18 protein-coding genes are annotated in these 18,633 nt (G+C 72.2%); 13 read left to right on the top strand and 5 right to left on the bottom strand.

Annotated features, from left to right (window positions below; genetic code table 11):
• The first annotated feature begins 87 nt into the window (after positions 1-87).
• The 5 genes from hemE to AC3WLZ_RS15420 all read left to right on the top strand — a co-directional run bounded on the left by hemE (position 88) and on the right by AC3WLZ_RS15420 (position 3,827).
• Positions 88-1,125, top strand: a complete 1,038-nt coding sequence (gene hemE / locus AC3WLZ_RS15440) for a uroporphyrinogen decarboxylase (RefSeq protein ID WP_492470650.1) — start codon at positions 88-90, stop codon at positions 1,123-1,125.
• Positions 1,122-2,627, top strand: a complete 1,506-nt coding sequence (locus AC3WLZ_RS15435; RefSeq protein ID WP_492470649.1) for a protoporphyrinogen/coproporphyrinogen oxidase — start codon at positions 1,122-1,124, stop codon at positions 2,625-2,627. The genes hemE and AC3WLZ_RS15435 overlap by 4 nt, the downstream gene beginning before the upstream one ends.
• Positions 2,628-2,743: 116 nt before the next feature.
• Positions 2,744-3,145, top strand: a complete 402-nt coding sequence (locus AC3WLZ_RS15430; RefSeq protein WP_492470648.1) for a hypothetical protein — start codon at positions 2,744-2,746, stop codon at positions 3,143-3,145.
• A 3-nt stretch (positions 3,146-3,148) separates the two neighbouring features.
• A complete protein-coding gene (locus AC3WLZ_RS15425; RefSeq protein ID WP_412925793.1) occupies positions 3,149-3,559 on the top strand; it encodes a phage holin family protein in 411 nt (136 codons plus the stop codon).
• Positions 3,549-3,827 (top strand): hypothetical protein, encoded by a 279-nt coding sequence (locus AC3WLZ_RS15420; protein ID WP_492470647.1) that lies wholly within the window; start codon positions 3,549-3,551, stop codon positions 3,825-3,827. The genes AC3WLZ_RS15425 and AC3WLZ_RS15420 overlap by 11 nt, the downstream gene beginning before the upstream one ends.
• 146 nt (positions 3,828-3,973) lie before the next feature.
• Here AC3WLZ_RS15420 and AC3WLZ_RS15415 read toward each other — a convergent pair whose 3' ends face one another.
• A complete protein-coding gene (locus AC3WLZ_RS15415; RefSeq protein WP_492470646.1) occupies positions 3,974-4,762 on the bottom strand; it encodes a bestrophin-like domain in 789 nt (262 codons plus the stop codon).
• A gap of 139 nt (positions 4,763-4,901) precedes the next feature.
• Here AC3WLZ_RS15415 and hemQ point away from each other — a divergent pair, with 139 nt between their 5' ends.
• From hemQ to cofD, 7 genes are all read left to right on the top strand, one after another.
• The gene (gene hemQ, locus AC3WLZ_RS15410; RefSeq protein ID WP_412925790.1) at positions 4,902-5,573 is read left to right on the top strand and encodes a hydrogen peroxide-dependent heme synthase; all 672 of its coding nucleotides are present in this window, start codon (positions 4,902-4,904) and stop codon (positions 5,571-5,573) included.
• Positions 5,570-6,568 carry a hydroxymethylbilane synthase gene (gene hemC / locus AC3WLZ_RS15405; RefSeq protein ID WP_492470645.1) on the top strand — a complete coding sequence of 333 codons (999 nt, stop codon included), beginning with the start codon at positions 5,570-5,572 and terminating at the stop codon, positions 6,566-6,568. The genes hemQ and hemC overlap by 4 nt, the downstream gene beginning before the upstream one ends.
• Positions 6,565-7,368, top strand: a complete 804-nt coding sequence (locus tag AC3WLZ_RS15400; RefSeq protein ID WP_492470644.1) for a uroporphyrinogen-III synthase — start codon at positions 6,565-6,567, stop codon at positions 7,366-7,368. Before hemC ends, AC3WLZ_RS15400 begins: the two co-directional genes overlap by 4 nt.
• The gene (hemB, locus tag AC3WLZ_RS15395) at positions 7,365-8,348 is read left to right on the top strand and encodes a porphobilinogen synthase (RefSeq protein ID WP_492470643.1); all 984 of its coding nucleotides are present in this window, start codon (positions 7,365-7,367) and stop codon (positions 8,346-8,348) included. The genes AC3WLZ_RS15400 and hemB overlap by 4 nt, the downstream gene beginning before the upstream one ends.
• 87 nt (positions 8,349-8,435) lie before the next feature.
• Entirely contained in the window at positions 8,436-9,785 is a 1,350-nt protein-coding gene (hemL, locus tag AC3WLZ_RS15390; protein WP_492470642.1) for a glutamate-1-semialdehyde 2,1-aminomutase, read from the top strand.
• Between the two features lie 224 nt (positions 9,786-10,009).
• On the top strand, positions 10,010-10,492 hold the full coding sequence (locus AC3WLZ_RS15385; RefSeq protein ID WP_492470641.1) for a DUF2231 domain-containing protein: 483 nt from the start codon (positions 10,010-10,012) through the stop codon (positions 10,490-10,492).
• Positions 10,493-10,530: 38 nt separating this feature from the next.
• The gene (gene cofD, locus AC3WLZ_RS15380; RefSeq protein ID WP_492470640.1) at positions 10,531-11,496 is read left to right on the top strand and encodes a 2-phospho-L-lactate transferase; all 966 of its coding nucleotides are present in this window, start codon (positions 10,531-10,533) and stop codon (positions 11,494-11,496) included.
• Between the two features lie 38 nt (positions 11,497-11,534).
• Here the strand turns inward: cofD and cofC are convergent, their stop codons facing one another.
• The 4 genes from cofC to cofG all read right to left on the bottom strand — a co-directional run bounded on the left by cofC (position 11,535) and on the right by cofG (position 17,580).
• A complete protein-coding gene (cofC, locus tag AC3WLZ_RS15375; protein ID WP_492470639.1) occupies positions 11,535-12,173 on the bottom strand; it encodes a 2-phospho-L-lactate guanylyltransferase in 639 nt (212 codons plus the stop codon).
• A 194-nt stretch (positions 12,174-12,367) separates the two neighbouring features.
• Positions 12,368-13,378: a glucose-6-phosphate dehydrogenase (coenzyme-F420) gene (gene fgd / locus AC3WLZ_RS15370; protein ID WP_412925782.1), complete on the bottom strand. Its 1,011-nt coding sequence runs from the start codon at positions 13,376-13,378 to the stop codon at positions 12,368-12,370.
• Positions 13,379-13,417: 39 nt separating this feature from the next.
• A complete protein-coding gene (locus AC3WLZ_RS15365; RefSeq protein WP_492470638.1) occupies positions 13,418-14,881 on the bottom strand; it encodes a flavin-containing monooxygenase in 1,464 nt (487 codons plus the stop codon).
• Positions 14,878-17,580, bottom strand: a complete 2,703-nt coding sequence (cofG, locus tag AC3WLZ_RS15360; protein WP_492470637.1) for a 7,8-didemethyl-8-hydroxy-5-deazariboflavin synthase CofG — start codon at positions 17,578-17,580, stop codon at positions 14,878-14,880. Before cofG ends, AC3WLZ_RS15365 begins: the two co-directional genes overlap by 4 nt.
• A gap of 557 nt (positions 17,581-18,137) precedes the next feature.
• Between cofG and AC3WLZ_RS15355 the strand changes: the two genes are divergently transcribed.
• Positions 18,138-18,527: a hypothetical protein gene (locus AC3WLZ_RS15355; RefSeq protein WP_412925779.1), complete on the top strand. Its 390-nt coding sequence runs from the start codon at positions 18,138-18,140 to the stop codon at positions 18,525-18,527.
• The last annotated feature ends 106 nt before the right edge of the window (positions 18,528-18,633 follow it).

Raw genomic sequence — 18,633 nt, 5'->3', positions numbered from 1 at the left:
GCCCGGCACCCGCGAGGTATTCCGGGGCGCCTCTCGACGTCGAGGCATCCCCGTTCTTCACAGAACGCGAATGGGAGGATGGATGCCATGGCCTCACCCGACGCGCCCCTGCTCCGTGCCCTCCGCGGCGACCGTCCCGAACGGCAGCCGGTGTGGTTCATGCGGCAGGCCGGGCGCTCGCTTCCGGAGTACCGCGACCTGCGCGTCGGGACGCGGATGCTCGATGCCTGCCTCACCCCCGATCTCGCGGCGGAGATCACGCTGCAGCCGATTCGCCGGCACGGGGTGGATGCCGCCATCTTCTTCAGTGACATCGTCGTGCCGCTCCGGCTGGCCGGCGTCGCCGTCGAGATCGAGCCGGGCCGCGGCCCCGTGTTCGCCGAGCCGGTGCGCACCGCCGCCGACGTCGCCCGTGTCACCTCGATCGACCCGGCCGACGTGGCCGCTGCCGCCGAGCCGATCCGGGAAGCCGTGCGCATCGTGACCGGCGAGCTCGACGACGCCGTGCCTCTCATCGGCTTCGCCGGGGCGCCGTTCACGCTCGCGGCGTATCTCGTCGAGGGCGGTCCGTCGAAGGAGCACCTCCGCGTCCGGGGCATGATGCACGCCGATCCCGAGTCGTGGCACCGTCTCGCGGGCTGGCTGGCTGAGGTCTCGCGCGCGTTCCTCGGCGCGCAGATCGAGGGCGGGGCGCAGGCGGTCCAGCTCTTCGACTCGTGGGCCGGTTCCCTCTCGCGCGCGGCGTTCCTCGAGTTCGTCGCCCCGCATTCGCGCACGGCGCTGGAGGGCGTCGACGTGCCGCGCATCCACTTCGGCGTCGGGACGGGTCCGTTCCTCGCCGACATGCGCCTGGGCGGCATCGCCGACGCGGTCGGCGTGGACTGGCGGATGCCGCTCGACGAAGCGGCCGCGATCGTCGGCCCCGACACCACGCTGCAGGGCAACATCGACCCCGCGCTGCTCGGTGCGCCCTGGCCGGTGCTCGCGGCGCACATCGACGACATCCTCGCCCGGGGACGCGCGGCCCGTGCCCACGTGCTGAACCTCGGCCACGGGGTCCCGCCCGACGCCGACCCGACGGTGCTCACGCGCATCGTCGCCCACGCGCACGGGGAGGCGGAGTGAGCGATCCGCTCGAGCGTCTCGCGGAGCACGCCCACGCGAGCCACGTCGTCGTCGCGGGCGGCGGGATCTCCGGCCTCGTCGCTGCGCTGGAATGCGCGAAGGTCGGCATGCGGGTGACCGTGCTCGAGGCATCCGACGCCTTCGGGGGAGTCGTGCGCTCGGCCGAGGTCGGCGGGCTCACCCTCGACGTCGGTGCCGAGAGCTTCGCCACGCGCGGCGGGGTCGTCCGCGCGCTGCTGGCCGAACTCGGCCTCGAAGACCAGGTCGTGCCGCCGAACGCGGCCGGGGCGTGGGTCGCGGGCGTGCCCGGGATCGGGGCGGCCCCGTTGCCCAAGGGCGGGGTGCTCGGCATCCCGGACAATCCGTGGGCACCGGACGTGCGGCGCGTGATCGGGTGGGCGGGTGCGTGGCGCGCGTACGTCGACCGTCTGCGCCCGCCGCTGACGATCGGTCACCAGCGCAGCCTCGGCGCCCTCGTGCGCTCGCGCATGGGCTCCCGCGTGCTCGATCGACTCGTCGCGCCGGTCACGAGCGGCGTCTACTCCGCCCGGCCGGACGACATCGATGTCGATCTCGCCGCTCCCGGCCTGAACGCCGCTCTCACGCGCACCGGCTCGTTGGGCGGGGCCGTGGCCGAACTCCGCGCGGCGCGCGCGACCCCGGCACCCGCGGACGCACCCGCCTCGGACGTCCCCGTCGTGTCCGGTGCCGCCCCACGCACCCCGGCGCCCGGTGGCGCGGTCGAGGGGATCGCCGGGGGGATGTCTCGCCTGGTGGACGCCCTCGTCGCCCGCCTCGTCGAGCTCGGCGTCGACCTGCGCACCGAGATCGCCGTCGAGCGGCTCTCGCCCGCGGACGGCGGCTGGGACGTGGGCACCGCAGACGACTCCCTCCACGCCGACGCCGTGATCGTCGCCCTCCCGGAGGGGGCGGCGCGCGAGCTGCTGGCACCTGTCGTGCCCGGACTCGACCGCGGCGAGCCGATCGCGCCCGTCGTCGAGGTCGTGACCCTCGTCGTCCACGCCCCGGCCCTCGACGCCGCTCCCCGCGGAACGGGCGTCCTCACTGTCCCCGGCAGCCACGTCGCGAAGGCCCTCACGCATTCGACCGCCAAGTGGGACTGGGTTCGGGATGCCACAGAGCCCGGCATCCACGTCGTCCGCGTGTCGTTCGGGGCGCAGGGGGAGGAGCCGGCGACTGCGACCCTGGACGACGAGGCCGCCGGAGCGCTCGCCCTGGCCGAGGCGTCCGCGCTGCTCGGCGTGCCGCTCGCCCCGGCGGCGCTGCGCGCGTCGCATCGTGTCCGCTACGTGCAGTCGCAGCCCGGTGCCGCCATCGGGCGCGCGGCAGAGACGGCCGTCGCCCGCGGTGCGGTCCGCGCGGTGGCCGGCCTCGGGGCAACGGGTGCGTGGCTCTCGGGGACGGGTCTTGCGCAGGTGATTCCCGACGCGCGGAGCGAGGCCGATCGCGTGCGGAGCGCCACGCTGTGGCACCGCGGCTGAGCAGCCGGTCCCCGATCGTTCGCCTACGCTGCCACGATGTCAAGGGCGGATGCCGGAACGGGAATACATCGCTATCGTGAGACTCGACCAGCACTGATCGAGCGTGAGGAGACCCCATGAGGGGCAAAGCAGCACTCGTCGTAGGACTCGTGGCGGGCTACGTGCTCGGAGCACGCGCCGGCCGCGAACGGTACGAGCAGATCAAGGCGCAGGCCGAGAAGGTCTGGGACCAGCCCGTAGTCCAGGGACAGGTCGAGAAGGTCAAGGCGTTCGGCGTCTCGGCCCTGAAGTCCGTGCCCGGTGTGGTGTGGAAGGGCGCGAAGTCGGTCACCGGTGCCGCGTCGCAGTCCGGCACCGTCTCGGAGCGCGCAGAGCGCGCCGGCCGCGCAGCCAAGGCGTCGGCCCACGAGGTCGCCGGCGCCGTCGAGGAATCCGTCGATGACGCGAAGAGCGCCGAGAAGACAGCCACCTCGCGAGCGCAGGCGAACAAGAACAGCTTCACGTCGTCGGAGAGCTGAGGCATGACGACTCCCCGCGGTTTCCGTGACCGCGCCGATGACAGCCTGTTCACGCTCATCGGCGACATCCCCGAGCTCGTGCGCAACCTCGTCGTCGCCGAGATCAACGGCGCAAAGGCGTGGGCCGCGCGGACGGCCAAGGACGCCGGGATCGGTGCGGGTTGGTTCGTCGGCGCGCTGATCGTCGTCTTCTGGGCCGTCCCCGTCTTCTTCGCGTTCGTGATCGCCGGGCTGTCGTCGTGGTGGCCCGTCTGGTTGTCGGCGCTGGTGGTCTTCGGCGTGATGATCGTGATCACCGCGATCCTCGCGCTGCTGGGATACCTGCGGTTCAAGAAGTTGTCGAAGCGCGAGAACCCGGGTCAGGCGATCGCGCAGGACGTCCGCATCGTGAAGGAGGCCGGCGATGAGTATTGATCGTCCCGTTCCCGTGCCGAAGACGGCGGTTCCCCTGGGCATCGCCGACCCCGTCGAGCAGGCGCGCGCCGAGCTCAAGGCGGCCCTGGCCGCGATCGAGGTCAAGGCGAACGTTCCGCGTCGGGTGAGCGAGGCCGTGGACGTGCGCGTCGCCGAGGTGCGCGAGTCCGCTCGCCGCAACCCGGCCGCGGCCGCCGCGGTGGTCGCCGGTTTCGCCGCCACGGTCGGCTTCACCGTCTGGGCACTGGTCCGCGCCTACACCCGCTGACCCGCGCGCCCGCGGCATCCCCTCGTCCGTCGAACGCCCACGTTCCGCGCGAGAGCCCACGTTCCGGTCGTCCGGACCGTGTGCTCTCGGCCGGATCGTGGGCGTTCGGCGTGCGTGCGTGCGGGCCGACTGGGACGCCGCGGGCGTCAGGGCTCGTTCGCGAACAGGCCGTCCAAGAGGTCGTGAAAATACTCGGGCGTCACGGCGATCGGACCGGCGTACGCATGGTCGAAGCCCGCGATCGCATAGAGCAGGAGCGCAACGAACAGCGCGAGCATGCTCGCCATCAGCAGGTGCACCCGGAGGTTGCGCACCTCGATGAGCGCGATCAGCACGGCGTTGAGCACCGCGCCGACGGTGAGGACGATCCACAGCACGTTCGGCAGCGCGAGGTGCGTCAGCGCGATGCGGTCGCGCCGGTTCTCGACGAGCAGCTGGAACTGATCCAGCGACTGCTCCACGTACAGGATCTCGGCGGGGCTCGTCGGCTGCACGGCGGCGATCGCCTGCTGCATGGCCGTGACGTTGGCATCCGTCTCCGAGGGGATCTGCAATTGCGCCTGGAGCGGCCAGTCGACGTCGATGACGTTGCGCGTGTACTGGATGATCTGGTTCTGCAGTTCCGTGGACTGCGGCTCGGGCAGAAGCGCCGCCGTGCGGTAGAGGGATGCCAGTGACGACGACTCCTGGAGCACGACGCCGTCGACCTCGGTGAAGTTGCCATACGCCGCGGCGGCGATGAGGGCGAGCGTCACGCCGTAGAAGACGCCGTACGCGCCGACGGCGTAGCTGAGCACGCGATCCCACTCCTCGCCCTGGCCCCCGACGCGGCGCACCCAGCGGCGCAGGACGAGCAGGATCGCGCAGGATCCGCCCACGACGATCACGATGAACAGCGGCAGCCCCACCGACATGGGGAGTTGGTAGAGCCACATGGGTCACACCCTTCCGACCGGCATCCCCCGATGCCGTCGTCGCACAGTACCAACGGCCCGCGCGGCCCGACGGACGCCGGTGATCCATCGGCGAGTCAACCGGTTTGGCCGCCCGCGCCCGCGGGGCGAGACTTGACGCATGGCCCACGACGACTCTTCTTCCATCTACACCCTGTGGGCGGTGCTCCGCCGCGACCCCGAGAACCCCGTCACCGCGGTCGACGCCACCGAGCTCGCCGACCTCGTCGATCTCATCGAGGCGGATGGCGTCACCATCCGCGGGTTCTACGACGTCAGCGGGCTCCGTGCCGACGCCGACCTGATGGTCTGGCTGCACGGCGCCGACCCTCAGGCGCTGCAGCGCGACCTGCGCCGCCTCCGCCGCACCGAGCTGCTGAAGAACCTCCTGCCCACGTGGAACGCGATGGGCGTGCACCGCGACGCGGAGTTCAACCGCTCGCACGTGCCCGGTTTCCTCCGCGGCATCGACGCGAAGGACTGGCTCTGCCTGTACCCGTTCGTCCGCAGCTACGAGTGGTACCTGCTGCCCGAGGCCGAGCGCCGCGAGATGCTCATCGAGCACGGCAAGAAGGGCTCGCAGTACACGGGAGTGATCGCCAACACCGTGGCATCCTTCGCTCTCGGCGATTACGAGTGGCTCCTGCCGATGGAGGCCGACGACCTCACCGACCTCGTCGACATGATGCGCGACCTCCGCTACACCGAGGCCCGCCGTCACGTGCGCGAAGAAGTGCCGTTCTACACGGGGCGTCGCGTCACCCTCGACGAGATCCCCGAGATCCTCCAGTGAGCGCCGCCCTGCGCCTGGGCACGCGGCGCAGTGCGCTCGCGATGGCGCAGTCGCAGATGATCGCCGACGCGGTGGCCGAGGCATCCGGTCGCGAGGTCGAGCTCGTCCCGATCGTGTCCGAGGGCGACGTCAACCGGGCGTCGCTGTCCCAGCTCGGTGGCCGTGGCGTGTTCGCGAACGGTCTGCGCGAGGCGCTCGCGGCCGACCGCTGCGACTTCCTCGTCCATTCCCTGAAGGACCTGCCGACGCTGCAGCCCGAGGGGCTCATCATCGCGGCGACCCCGTCGCGCGAGGACGCCCGCGATGTCGTCGTGACCCGCGACGGCACGCCCCTTTCGTCGCTGCCGGCGGGGGCCCGTGTGGGCACCGGCTCGCCGCGTCGTATCGCCCAGGTACTGCGGCACAACCCGGGGGTGGAGATCCTCGACATCCGGGGCAACGTCGACTCGCGGCTGGCGCGTGTCCGCGAGGGAGACCTGGATGCCGTGATCCTCGCCGCCGCGGGCATCTCGCGCCTGGGCGGAGACCTCGGTGGTCTGGAGGCCGAGTACCTCGGGCTCGCCGAATGGCCCACAGCGCCCGGCCAGGGCTCGCTGGCCATCGAGACCCGCACCGACATCGATCCCGAGATCCTCAGCGCCCTCGCGGCGCTCGACGACCCCGCCACCCGCATTGCGATCACGGCCGAGCGCACGGTGCTGTCCGTCCTGGATGCCGGATGCCACGCCCCCGTCGCCACGCACGCCGCCCTCACCGAGGGTGATCTCCGCCTCCGCGCGATCGTGTACGCCCTCGACGGCTCGCATCGGATCGGTATCGATCGAACCGTGCGCGTGGAGCCGGGGTATGGTGGGGAACCTGGCAGTGGCAACGGAGCGAATGCTGCCGACGACGGGGGACCCATCGCGCGTGCGACGCGTGCGGGCCAAGAAGCCGCGCGTCGGTTGCTCGAACGCGGGGCGGCCGACCTGGTACCACGAGAGTCGACCACATGAATGAAGGCCATCGGCACACGCCGACCCCAGACAAGCCGCTCGCCGGCCGGCGCGTCCTCGTGCCGCGCGGCGGCCCGTGGGGCGACGGCGTCGCCGCGAGCCTCCGTCAGCGCGGTGCCGTGCCCGTGATCGCTCCGCTCATCAACTTCGCGCCGACCAACGATCAGGCGACCCTCGAGCAGGCGCTCGCCGACCTGGCCGCGGGGCAGTTCGACTGGCTCACGCTGACCAGCGCGACCACCGTCGACGTTCTCTACGCGTACCGTGCAGAGATCCCCACGTCGACGAAGGTCGCCGCCGTCGGTGAGACGACCGCCGCGGCCATGCAGGCCGTCGGGTACCACGTCGACCTCGTCCCCGACCGCGACAACTCGGCGCAGGGCATGGCCGAGCAGATGATCGCACTCGAGACCGAACCCCGCACGGTGCTGACGCTCCGCAGCGAGATCGCCAAGCCCGTGCTCACCCGTCTCCTCATCGAGGCCGGGCACCACGTCCGCAGCGTCGTGGCGTACCGCACGGTCGGTGTCCCCGTCACCGACAAGATCGCCGCCGATGTCCATTCGGGCCGGATCAACGCGATCCTCGTGACCAGCGGCTCGGTCGCCGAGCAGGTGGTCGAGCAGTTCCCCGAGATCCCGGCATCCACCGTCATCGCCGCAATCGGACCGCGCACCGCAAAGGATGCCAAGCGCGCGGGCTTGAACGTGGATGTCATCGCCGAAACGCAGACGGTCGACTCGTTGATCGAGGCCGTCGCCCGATTCACCGTCCCCCCGGAGTCCGAGAACACCGAATGAGCTTCCCCGAGTACCGTCCGCGGCGTCTGCGCCGCACCCCCGCCGTCCGCCGCCTGGCCCGCGAGACGCACCTCGTGCCGTCGCAGCTCGTGCTGCCGCTGTTCGTGCGCGAGGGCATCACCGAGCAGGTGCCCATCGGCTCCATGCCGGGTGTCGTCCAGCACTCGCTCGACTCGCTGCGCCGTGCCGTCGCCGAGGCCGCGGCCGCCCGCATCGGCGGCGTCATGCTGTTCGGCGTGCCCGAGCACCGCGACGCGGTCGGCTCGGGGGCCGACGACCCGGACGGCATCCTGAATGTCGCGACCGAGGCCGTGGTGTCCGAGGTCGGCGACGCGCTCGTCGTGCAGACCGACCTGTGCCTCGACGAGTTCACCAACCACGGTCACTGCGGCGTGCTGCGCGCCGACGGCGAGGTCGACAATGACGCGACCCTCGAGCGATACACGGCGATGGGTCTCGCGCAGGCTCGCGCGGGCTCGGCGATGCTCGGCCTCTCCGGCATGATGGACGGCCAGGTCGGCGCGGTCCGCGAGGCGCTGGATGCCGAGGGGTTCACCGACACGCTGCTGCTGGCATACTCCGCGAAGTACGCGGGGGCGTTCTACGGTCCGTTCCGCGAGGCCGTGGACTCGCAGCTGAAGGGCGATCGCCGCTCCTACCAGCTCGACCCCGGCAACGGCCGCGAGGGTGTGCGCGAAGCGTTGCTCGACGTCGAAGAGGGCGCCGACGTGGTGATGGTGAAGCCCGCGCTGCCGTACCTCGACGTGCTCGCCGACGTGAAGGCATCCGTCGATGTCCCGGTGTGGGCGTACCAGGTGTCGGGGGAGTACGCGATGGTCGAGGCCGCCGCGGCCCACGGCTGGATCGACCGCCGCGGTGCCGTTCTCGAGAGCCTGCTCGGCATCCGTCGCGCCGGTGCCGACGCGATCCTGACGTACTGGGCCCTCGAGGCCGCGCACTGGCTGCGCGCCGACCTCTGATCTTCTTCGCGTGAGGGGTCAAGAACTGTCGCCTGATTCCCTCGACGGCGACAATTCTTGACCCCTCACGCGGGGGTGCCCGGGAGAATGGGACACATGACAGACCTCAACGACCAGTGGTTCGCGCGCGCGAAAGACGTCATCCCGGGCGGCGTGAACTCGCCCGTGCGGGCCTACGGATCGGTCGGCGGGACGCCGCGGTTCGTCCAGTCCGCCGCGGGTGCCCGGATCACGGATGCCACGGGTCGCGAGTACGTCGACCTCGTCGCCTCGTGGGGTCCGGCCCTCCTCGGTCACGCGCACCCCGAGGTCGTCGGGGCCGTGCAGTCGGCGGCATCCAAGGGTCTGTCCTTCGGTGCGCCGACGGGGGCCGAGGTCGAACTCGCCGACCTGATCGCCCACCGCGTGCGCGTCGGGGATCTGGCCCCGGTCGAGAAGGTGCGCCTGGTGTCGACGGGCACCGAGGCGACGATGACGGCGATCCGTCTCGCGCGCGGCGCGACCGGCCGCGACCTGCTGATCAAGTTCGCGGGCCACTATCACGGCCACTCCGACGGGCTGCTCGCCGCCGCCGGGTCGGGCGTCGCGACGCTGGCGCTCCCCGGTTCTGCGGGCGTCCCCGCGCCGATCGCCGCGCAGACGCTCGTGCTGCCCTATAACGACCTCGACGCCGTCCGCGAGGCGTTCGCGGTGCACGGCGAGAACATCGCCGCGATCATCGTCGAGGCGGCATCCGCGAACATGGGTGTCGTCCCGCCGCTGCCCGGCTTCAACGCCGCTCTCGCCGACATCGCGCACAGCCACGGCGCGCTGCTCATCATGGACGAGGTGCTCACCGGCTTCCGCGTGCACCCCGCCGGGTTCTGGGGCCTGCAGGCATCGCAGGGCGAGACGTATCTGCCCGACATCCTCACGTTCGGCAAGGTCGTCGGCGGAGGGATGCCGCTCGCCGCCCTCGGCGGCCGCGCCGACGTGATGGACCAGCTCGCGCCGCTCGGCCCCGTGTACCAAGCCGGCACACTGTCGGGGAACCCGCTGTCGGTCGCGGCGGGCCTCGCGACCCTGCGCCTGGCGACACCCGAGGTGTACGCCGCGGTCGACGCGTCGGCATCCCGCGTCGCCGACGCTCTCGACGCGGCGCTGACCGCGGAGGGCGTCGTGCACACCGTGCCGCGCGCCGGGTCGCTGTTCGGCGTCGCGTTCCTCCCCGAGGTGCCGCTCGACTACGCCACGGCGCTGACGCAGCAGTCGTGGCGGTACGCCCCGTTCTTCCACGCGATGCTGGATGCCGGGATCTCCCTGCCCCCGAGCGTGTTCGAGGCGTGGTTCCTCACCGCCGCTCACGACGACGTCGCGCTCGAGCGGGTTCTTGAGGCCCTGCCGGCGGCGGCGCGGGCCGCGGCCGGCGCCGCGGATCCGACGCTGCTCGCGCAGTAGGGCGGCGGGCGGCCCGCGGGGCGCTGCGGGCCGGTGTCGTGCAGAACTCCTGAGGAACCGCGGCTGGGCTGCCGTCTGGCCGCGTGATTCCGCGGGGGTTTCGGGCGGCGGCCCCCGGTTTGCAGGAGTTGTGCGCGGGCGCACGACTCGCCGCATCTTGCCAGGGCGGAAGGGCAGCATCACCTGCCTGGACCGGGATGCCGCGCGTGTGCTGTGATCAGCACATGTGGCAGTTCGCGGGGCTCCCGCTTCATCCTCTTCTTGTGCACGGCGTCGTCGTGCTGCTGCCGCTCGCCGCGCTCATGCTCGTCGTCGGCAGCGTCTGGCCCGCGGCGCGTCGGCGGCTCGGCATCCTGACCCCCCTCGTCGCGATCGTCGGTGGCGGGTTCGCGCTGCTCGCCAAGGAGGCGGGTGAGGCGCTCGAACGTCAGGTGCCGTCGTCGGCGCTGGTCGAAGCGCACACGGCGCTGGGCGACGGTCCGGTCATCTGGGCGTTCTTCCTGATCGTCGTCGCGGTCGGACAGTGGGCGTGGTTCTGGTGGCGCGCACGGCGCGCGGAGACGCCGACCACCGCCGGTCGGATCCTCACGACGGCCATCGCCGTGGTCGCGATCGTGGTGTCGATCGGCACGACCGTCGACCTCGTGCTCGTCGGCGACAGCGGCGCCCGTGCCGTGTGGTCCGCCCTCGGGGCTTCGGGCGCCTGACGCGTCGCGCCGCCTCGCGACGGTGGAAGACTGGAGGGATGCAGAATTCTCGGCCTCGCGTCGTCGTCCTCGCCGGCGGCGTCGGAGGATCCAAATTCACCCTCGGGGTGCGAGCCGCCCTCCGTCGACGCGAGGCCCCCGAAGCGACCGTCGTCGTCAACACCGGCGATGACCTCTGGCTCTCCGGCGTCCGCCTGCAACCCGACGTCGACTCGATCACGTACGCGCTCGCCGGGGTCAACGACACCGTCCGCGGCTGGGGCCGCGCAGGCGACTCGGAGCGCGTCAACGAAGAGCTGCAGGCGTGGGGCGCCGGCTGGCCGTGGTTCACGCTGGGCGACCTCGACCTCGGAACCCACCTCGCGCGCACCGGTTGGTTGCGCGAGGGTCTCAGCCCGACCGCGGTGCTCGGTCGGATGGCGGAGCGGTGGCCGCTCGGCATCCAGCTGCTCCCGATGACCGACAGTGAGGTCGACACGCACGTGCACGTCGAGGACGGGCGGCGCCTGCACTTCCAGGAGTGGTGGACCCGCTACCGCGCCTCGCTCACGCCGACCCGATTCGAGAACCCCGGAATCCTGGATGCCGTGCCCGCCCCCGGCGTGGTCGAGGCGATCGCGCAGGCCGACGTGGTGCTGCTCGCCCCGTCGAATCCGGTGGTCTCGATCGGGCCGATCCTCGCCGTTCCCGGCATCCGGGAGGCGCTGCGGTCCACGACAGCGCGGGTCGTCGGTGTCTCCCCGATCATCGGAGGCCGCGTCGTGCGGGGGATGGCCGACGTGTGCCTGACCGCGATCGGGGTCGAGACGTCGGCCGCTGCCGTCGCGCGGCACTACGGCGCGCGGTCCGCCGACGGCGTGCTGGACGCCTGGCTGTTGGCCGAGGAGGACGCCGGCGTGGCGGGGGAGGTCGAGGCCGCGGGGATTCGCGCCGTCGTCGCGCCGCTGTGGATGCGCGACGAGGACGCGTCGGCCGCGATCGCGGAGGCGGCACTGGAGGCGTAGGGCAACACCCCGACATCCGCCTCCCGGGGTGCGCCGCCTCAGGCCGCAGCCGCTGCCAGAACAGCCGCCGTCCGCGGCCCCACGCCGAGCGCCACGGCCTCGGCGAGCTGCGCGGCGGTGTCGACGTCACGGCGGAGCGACGACCCGCGCGGAACCGCGAGGTCGGTGCACCCCAGCAGCCGGTGTCGGGCCGCGGAGTCGGCACCGAAGGCGGACACCCACACGGCGCCGGGCCGAGCGGTGACCAGAGTGGAGCCGGTGCCCTCGGCATCCGGGACCAGGCCCCGTTCGACCGTGGCGGCGAGTTCGAGAGCGGCGTCGAGATCCTGCGGCGTGAGAGCGGGGACGTCACCGAGCAGCGCCGCACGGGGCGCGCCCTGACCGGCGGTGGCGGCGCCCATCGCGATCGCAGCGTCGAGGCCGCGCACGTCGCCCTCGGTGATCACGTCGACCGCGGGCCAGGTCGACACGAGGGCCGATACCTCGGCGTCGTCGGTCACGACCAGCACGTGCGAAACGCGCGGGGTCGCTGCGGCGGCCGCGATCGTGTCGAGCGCGATGGCGCGCGCGAGGGCCTCGCGGTCGGCCGTCACGGCGGTCAGCCGCGTCTTGCCCAGGGCGGCGGGCTTCACCGGCACGACGACCGTCCAGCCCTCGCGGATCTCAGGAATGCTCATCGGCTCCATTGTGTGCTGGACTCCGGACATTTCCGGACGGGGGTAGCGGTGCGCCCGCGATTCGTGCTGCGGAGGCAGGGGTCGACGACGGCGCCCACCGAGATCACCCGCGATCGTCGAGATGACCGTGGATGCCGGCGAGCGGCGGGTCCGCTCGCGAATCGCGGGTCATCTCGCGGCCGCCCCGCGCCCCGTCAGGCGAACCGCGCCCGCAGCCGCGGCAGAACCTCGGCGCCGTACGTGCGCAGGAACTCCTCCTGGTCGTGACCCGGGTCGTGGAACACGAGGTGGCGGAAGCCCAGGTCGACGTAGCGGGCGATGCTGTCGACGTGCTCGTCGATGTCGGTCGAGACGATGAAGCGGGATGCCGCCCGCTCGATCGGCAGTTCGTCGGCGAGACGCGCCATCTCGAGCGGGTCGTGGACGCTCATCTTCTCTTCCGCCGACAGCGCCAGGGGCGCCCAGAACCGGGTCTTCTCGAGCGCGGTCTCACGGTCGGGGTGGTACGAGACCTTGACCTCCATGAGCGTGTCGATGTCGTCGCGCGTGCGACCGGCCTTCTCCAGACCGTCGTCGAGCGCCGGCAGCAGCTTCTCCGTGTACAGCTCTGGGTCCTTGCCGCTCGTGGTGATGTACCCCTCGGCGATGCGGCCGGCGAGTCGCGTCGCCGCGGGGCCCGAGGCGCCGATGTAGATCGGCACCTTCTGCTCGGGGCGGTCGTAGATCGTGGCATCCTTCACCGAGTAGTAGGTGCCCTCGAAAGTGACCCGGTCTTCGGTCCACAGCTTGTCGATGAGGGTGATCGCCTCTTTCAGGCGCTGGAAGCGCTCGGGCGGCTCGGGCCACTCGAGGCCGAGGGTCACCTCGTTGAGCGCTTCACCCGTGCCGACGCCGAGGGCGACGCGGCCCGGGAACATCACACCGAGCGTCGCGAACACCTGCGCGATGACGCCCGGGTGGTAGCGGAACGTCGGCGTGAGCACCGAGGTCCCGAGCAGCACGCGGGACGTGCGGGCGCCGAGCGCGCCGAGCCAGGGGAGGGCGTTGGGCGCGTGTCCGCCCTCGTGACGCCACGGCTGCAGGTGGTCGGAGAGGAACACCGAGTCGAAGCCCATCTCCTCGGCGAGCACGCCGAAGTCGAGGAGCTCGTTCGGTCCGAACTGCTCGCTCGAGGCCTTGTATCCGAATCGCAGCGGAATGCTCATGACTCTCCTTCTCCGTGACCCGCGCACGCGGGCGATGCGTCAGCCGCGCACGGGGGTGTGCGCGGGTTCGAACTCCGACCCGTCGGTACCGGTCAGTCTCTCGTGGAACGCCTGCACGGTGCCCGGCCACAGCAGCGTCAGCCGCCCCGACCGCTCGTCGACGTACCAGTTGCGGCATCCGCCGGTCATCCAGGGCGTGGATGCCGCGGCGGCGGCGATCTCGTCGGTGTAGGCCGCCTCCGCCTCGGGGCGGACGCGCAGCACGCGATCGGGGCGGCGGTCGCGCTCGGCGAGGGCGCGGACGACGTACGCGGCCTGCTCCTCGATCATGAGGACCGCCGAGTTGTGGCCGAGGCTCGCGTTGGGGCCGTTCAGCACGAAGAGGTTGGGGAAGCCCGCGACGACCGTGGAGCCGAAGGACGTCATCCCCGTGCTCCAGTGTTCGGCGAGCGTCTCGTCCTCGCCGCGCACGAGGTCGGCGTACGGCTGCTGCGTCGAGGCGAAGCCCGTCGCCAGCACGAGGACGTCGGCCTCGTGACGGCGTCCGCTCGCGGCGGTGAGGGTCGACCCGTCGACACGGTCGAGGGCGGTCGGCTCGAGGGTGACACGATCGGATGCCACGGCCGGGTAGAACGCGTCCGAGAGCAGCACGCGCTTGCACCCGAAGGCGTAGTCGGGGGTGAGCGCGGCGCGCAGCGCGGGATCGGCGACCTGGGCATGGAGGTGCGCGAGGGCGGCGTCACGGGCGGCGGCGGAGGCCGCGGCATCGCCCGAGCGGGACGCGAAGCGCGCCTCGCCCTCGGCGTACAGCTCGGCGCGCAGGCGCGCGAGGGCTCCGGGGTTCTCGGCCAGGTGCTCGCGCTCTTCGGCGGGGATCTCGCCGCCGCCGCGCGGCACGATCCATGCCGGGGTGCGCTGGAACAGCGTGACGTGGGCGGCGGTCTGGGCGAGTTCGGGTACGAGTTGCACGGCACTCGCGCCGGTGCCGACGACGGCGACCCGCTTGCCGGTGAGGTCGACGTCGTGGTCCCAGCGCGCGGAGTGGAACAGAGGACCGCGGAACGTCTCGAGGCCGTCGATCGCGGGGACGTGCGGTTCGGTGAGCCGTCCGCACGCGAGGACGAGCGAGCGCGCCCGGAGGATCTCAGCGCCGGTGTCGATGCGCCACACCGAGGTCTCGGCATCCCACTCCGCCCCCGCGAGCGGAGTGTGCAGCCGGATGCGATCGCTCACGCCCGCGGCGACGTCGCGCAGGTACGCCTGGATCTCGGGGCCCTCGGCGAACGTCCGTGACCAGCCCGCGTGCGGGTGCGCGGCGTAGCTGTAGAGGTGCGCGGGAACGTCGCACGCGACGCCCGGATACGTGTTGTCGCGCCACGTGCCGCCCACGTCGCCCGCGCGCTCGATGACCACGACGTCGTCGCGTCCCGCGCGCCGAAGGGCGCCTGCCATGCCGAGCCCGGCGAAACCCGCGCCGACCACGACGACGTCGACGACGCTCACGCGCGAGTTCCGTCGACGGGGCGGACGATCGGGAGCCGCGTGCCCCCGCTGGTCACGACGTACGGCGCGGCCGGTTCGACGGGCGTGCGCTCGACCCCGTAGTCGGTGGTGCGCAGGCGGAACGGGCGCATCAGGCTCCGCGCCAGGCGCTCGGCCACCGCGACGGGCAGCTCGAGACCCTGCTCGATGCCGGTGTCGGGCAGGACGCGTCCGTCGAAGAGCGTGCCGCCGAGGTCGTCGCCACCCGACTGGAGCAGGACGGCGGGGCCGTCGCGGCCGACGCGGGTCCACGGGATCTGCACGTGCGGGATCGCCCCCGACAACAGCAACCGCGACACGGCCACCATGGCGCGGTGCTCGTCGAGGGGCGAGCGCCCCGCGACGAGCGGAACGTCGCCGCCGGGTAGCGGGATCGGCACGAACTCGGCGAAGCCCTTCGTCTCGGCCTGGATGCCGCGCAGCATCCGCAGGTGTGCGATGCGTTCCTCCGCGGTCTCGACGTGGCCGTAGAACAGCACCGAGGTGGAGCGGAATCCGGCGCGATGCGCGGCAGTGATGCCCTCGACCCAGCGGTCGATCTCGAGATCGCCCGGGGCGACGAGCCTGCGTACGCGCTCGCTCAGCACCTTCACTCCGGTGCCCGGCACGGTGTCGACGCCGGCCTCACGCATCGCCGCGAGCGCACCGTCGAGCCCGAGCCCGCCGCGGTCGGCGAGATCGCGCACGTCGAGCGGACGGAACGCATGGACGTGGATGCCAGGAGCCCCGCGCTTCACGGCCCACACGAGGTCGAGGTAGCCCGAGGGGTCTTCCTCGGGCGGGAGGGCGCCCTGGATGCAGATCTCGGTGGCGCCGAGGTCGGCGGCATCCGCGGCGATCGCCTCGGCATCCGCGAGATCGAACTCGCCCGGGCCGGTTCGCCCGGCGCGGCGGAAGCCCGTCGACGTGAGGTTGCGGTTGCGCACGAGGGTGACCGGCTCGCCGACGGTGTACCGGCGCGCATCGTCGGCCGCGGCGGTCAGGGCGTCGAGCTCGGCGCCGGTGGCGTGGAGGAGCCGCGTCCAGTCCGCGTCGTCGAGCGCGAGGGGGTCGGCTGCGGCCTCGGCGAGGCGGAGCACTCCGGGGTCGGCGCTGCGCGCTGCCGCCGGGGCCGACGTCGCGGCCGCGTCGCCCGCGGGACGAGCGGAGGGGAGGGGAGGAGCGGAGGGCGAAACGGGGGCTGCGGGTCCTCCCGCCGTCCCTGATCCTCCCGCGGTCACGCGCGCGGCGCCGTCCGGGGTGGCTGGGGCCTCGGGCGTCGCCACGGCCGCGGGGGTCGCGTCGGCCGCAGGGTCCGTGGCCTCGGCGGGACGAGCGGAGGGGATAGGACGAGCGGAGGGCGAAACGGGGGCTGCGGGTCCTCCCTCCGTCTCTGATCCTCCCGCGGTCACGCGCGCGGCAGTGCCTGAACCCGCCGCGGCGGGGATCACGTCGGCCGCGAGGCCCGTGGCATCCGCCAATGCCCGCAGCGGGGCGTGCAGCGCCGGGTCGATCCACGTCGCGGCGTCGCTGACATACTCGGGGTGCGCGGTCAGCCGTTCGCGGAGCGTGAAGCCGCGTGCGGCGGTGTGCGCGGCGAGGTCGTCGATGTGGGGCCAGGGGCGCTCGGGGTTGACGTGGTCCGCGGTGAGCGGCGATACGCCGCCCCAGTCATCGATCCCCGCCTCGATCAGCAGCCCGAGCTCACGCGGGTCGGACAGGTTCGGCGGCACCTGGATGCGCATGTCGGGTCCGAATACGAGTCGTGCGACGGCGACCGTGACGAGGTATTCGTGCATGTCGGCATCCGGGGCTGACTGCATGGCCGTGCGGGGCTTCGCGCGGAAGTTCTGCACGATGACCTCTTGCACGTGTCCGTGCCGGTCGTCGAGGTCGCGCAGCGCGATGAGCGACTCCGCGCGATCGCGGACGGTCTCTCCGATGCCGACCAGAATGCCGGTCGTGAACGGGATGCCGGCGGCCCCGGCGTCGTCGATGACGCGCAGACGCAGGTCGGGGTCTTTGTCGGGCGAGCCGAAATGCACCTGACCCGGCTCTTCGTAGAGGCGGCGCGAGGTGGTCTCGAGCATCATGCCCATCGACGGCGAGACGGGACGCAGGGTCGACAGTTCGTCGGGGTGCATCACTCCGGGGTTGGCGTGCACGAGCATGCCGGTCTCGGCGGTGATGAGCTGCGCGATGTGCGCGACGTAGTCGATCGTCGAGGCGAAGCCGTGCTCATCGAGCCAGGCTCGGGCCTCGGGCCAGCGCTCTTCGGGGCGGTCGCCGAGGGTCAGCAGCGCCTCTTTGCAGCCGAGCGCCTGCCCCTGCCGCACGACGGTGAGCACCTGCTCGGGGCTCATGTAGGCGGGCTTTCGCAGCAGATTCAGCTGACCGGGGGTGTCGACGAAGATGCAGTAGTGGCAGCGGTCACGGCACAGCGTGGTGAGTGGCACGAACACCTTGCGCGAATACGTGATGACGCGCGGACGTCCGGCGCGCTCCAGTCCCTCGTCGCGCGTCTTCGAGGCGGCGCGGGACAGCACATCGAGTGGGGCATGAAGCAGAAGCTCGGTCTCGTCGACGTCGGGCCGGTGCCCATCGCGCACGCGCTCGAGGAGGTCGTCGATCGAGTCGCCCCGGGCCGGTGCGGCCTGCGGCGCAGCGCTGCCCGTACTCATCGCTCCAGGCTATCCCTCCCCTCCGACACCCGGGCCGCGCTGGGCTCGGGGGCATCGGGGCGTGGGGCTGCGCGGGGCTCGGGGCTGAGCGGGGCGTGGGGCCGTCGGGGAGTTGCGCGGGGGTGGGGCGTTGGGTCGCGCCATGTTGCGCTACGGAGCCGCGTTGCGTGCGTTTTGCCGCGACCGGGGTGCCGCGGGGCGGGGGGGCATCGGGGCGTTGCGCGGGCGTGGGGCGTTGGGTCGCGCCATGTTGCGCGATGGAGCCGCGTTGCGTGCGTTTTGCCGCGACCGGGGTGCCGTGGGGCGTGGGGCCGTGGGTTGGGTCGTGCCATGTTGCGCGACTCAACGCGCGCGCGTGCACTTCGCCGCGACCGAGCCGCCGCGCGCAGGTCGCCGCGACCGAACTGCTGCGCGCGGTTCGCCGGGTTGGGTCGCGTCATGTTGCGCGACCCAAAGCGCTTGCGCGCACATTGCCGCGACCGTGCAGCCGCGGATCGTTGCGCTCTCGTAAGCGAAGGGGACGGTGCCCGCTCGGTGGCGCTGGCAGGATGGATGCCATGGTGACCCTGCTGCTCGATTCGACGCAGCTCGAGGTCGTGCTCTCGCCGACCGAGCGTGCCCTCTCGTTCCGCAAGCGCAACATCGTGGTGCCGCGCACGACCATCGACCGTGTGCAGTTGACCGACGACGCATGGACGTGGCTGCGCGGCGTCCCCAACCCCGGCACCAACCTCCCCGTCGCGGTCGCGATGGGCACGTGGAAGTCGGCCGGGGGCAATGACTTCGTCATCATCCGGCGCCGCAAGTCCAGCGTCGTGATCGACCTGAGCGGCCACGACGAGTTCGAACGTCTCGTGCTCACCACCAAGCACGGCGTGGCGCTGCTCAAGGCGCTGCGCTTGGACGTGGCATCCGAACCCGAGGACGTCGCCGACCTGGTGTCCTGACGCGTCACGGGGCGCCCGCGCTCTTCCTGCGGTCGAGATCACACGATCCGGCCCAGACCACACGATGCGGTCGACCGGAACGTGTGCGGTCGACCCGATCGTGTGC

Source organism: Microbacterium sp. FW305-3-2-15-F-LB2, from assembly GCF_058787255.1.
The sequence above is the reverse complement of the archived record's forward strand: the minus strand, read 5'-3'. Positions and strand labels throughout refer to the sequence as shown.

Excerpts from the sequence above, each read along its gene's own strand:
- hemE (WP_492470650.1), top strand. The coding sequence starts at position 88 with ATGGCCTCACCCGACGCGCCCCTGCTCCGTGCCCTCCGCGGCGACCGT.
- AC3WLZ_RS15430 (WP_492470648.1), top strand. The coding sequence starts at position 2,744 with ATGAGGGGCAAAGCAGCACTCGTCGTAGGACTCGTGGCGGGCTACGTG.
- AC3WLZ_RS15425 (WP_412925793.1), top strand. The coding sequence starts at position 3,149 with ATGACGACTCCCCGCGGTTTCCGTGACCGCGCCGATGACAGCCTGTTC.
- AC3WLZ_RS15420 (WP_492470647.1), top strand. The coding sequence starts at position 3,549 with ATGAGTATTGATCGTCCCGTTCCCGTGCCGAAGACGGCGGTTCCCCTG.
- AC3WLZ_RS15415 (WP_492470646.1), bottom strand. The coding sequence starts at position 4,762 with ATGTGGCTCTACCAACTCCCCATGTCGGTGGGGCTGCCGCTGTTCATC.
- hemQ (WP_412925790.1), top strand. The coding sequence starts at position 4,902 with ATGGCCCACGACGACTCTTCTTCCATCTACACCCTGTGGGCGGTGCTC.
- AC3WLZ_RS15400 (WP_492470644.1), top strand. The coding sequence starts at position 6,565 with ATGAATGAAGGCCATCGGCACACGCCGACCCCAGACAAGCCGCTCGCC.
- hemB (WP_492470643.1), top strand. The coding sequence starts at position 7,365 with ATGAGCTTCCCCGAGTACCGTCCGCGGCGTCTGCGCCGCACCCCCGCC.
- hemL (WP_492470642.1), top strand. The coding sequence starts at position 8,436 with ATGGGACACATGACAGACCTCAACGACCAGTGGTTCGCGCGCGCGAAA.
- AC3WLZ_RS15385 (WP_492470641.1), top strand. The coding sequence starts at position 10,010 with ATGTGGCAGTTCGCGGGGCTCCCGCTTCATCCTCTTCTTGTGCACGGC.
- cofD (WP_492470640.1), top strand. The coding sequence starts at position 10,531 with ATGCAGAATTCTCGGCCTCGCGTCGTCGTCCTCGCCGGCGGCGTCGGA.
- cofC (WP_492470639.1), bottom strand. The coding sequence starts at position 12,173 with ATGAGCATTCCTGAGATCCGCGAGGGCTGGACGGTCGTCGTGCCGGTG.
- fgd (WP_412925782.1), bottom strand. The coding sequence starts at position 13,378 with ATGAGCATTCCGCTGCGATTCGGATACAAGGCCTCGAGCGAGCAGTTC.
- cofG (WP_492470637.1), bottom strand. The coding sequence starts at position 17,580 with ATGAGTACGGGCAGCGCTGCGCCGCAGGCCGCACCGGCCCGGGGCGAC.
- AC3WLZ_RS15355 (WP_412925779.1), top strand. The coding sequence starts at position 18,138 with ATGGTGACCCTGCTGCTCGATTCGACGCAGCTCGAGGTCGTGCTCTCG.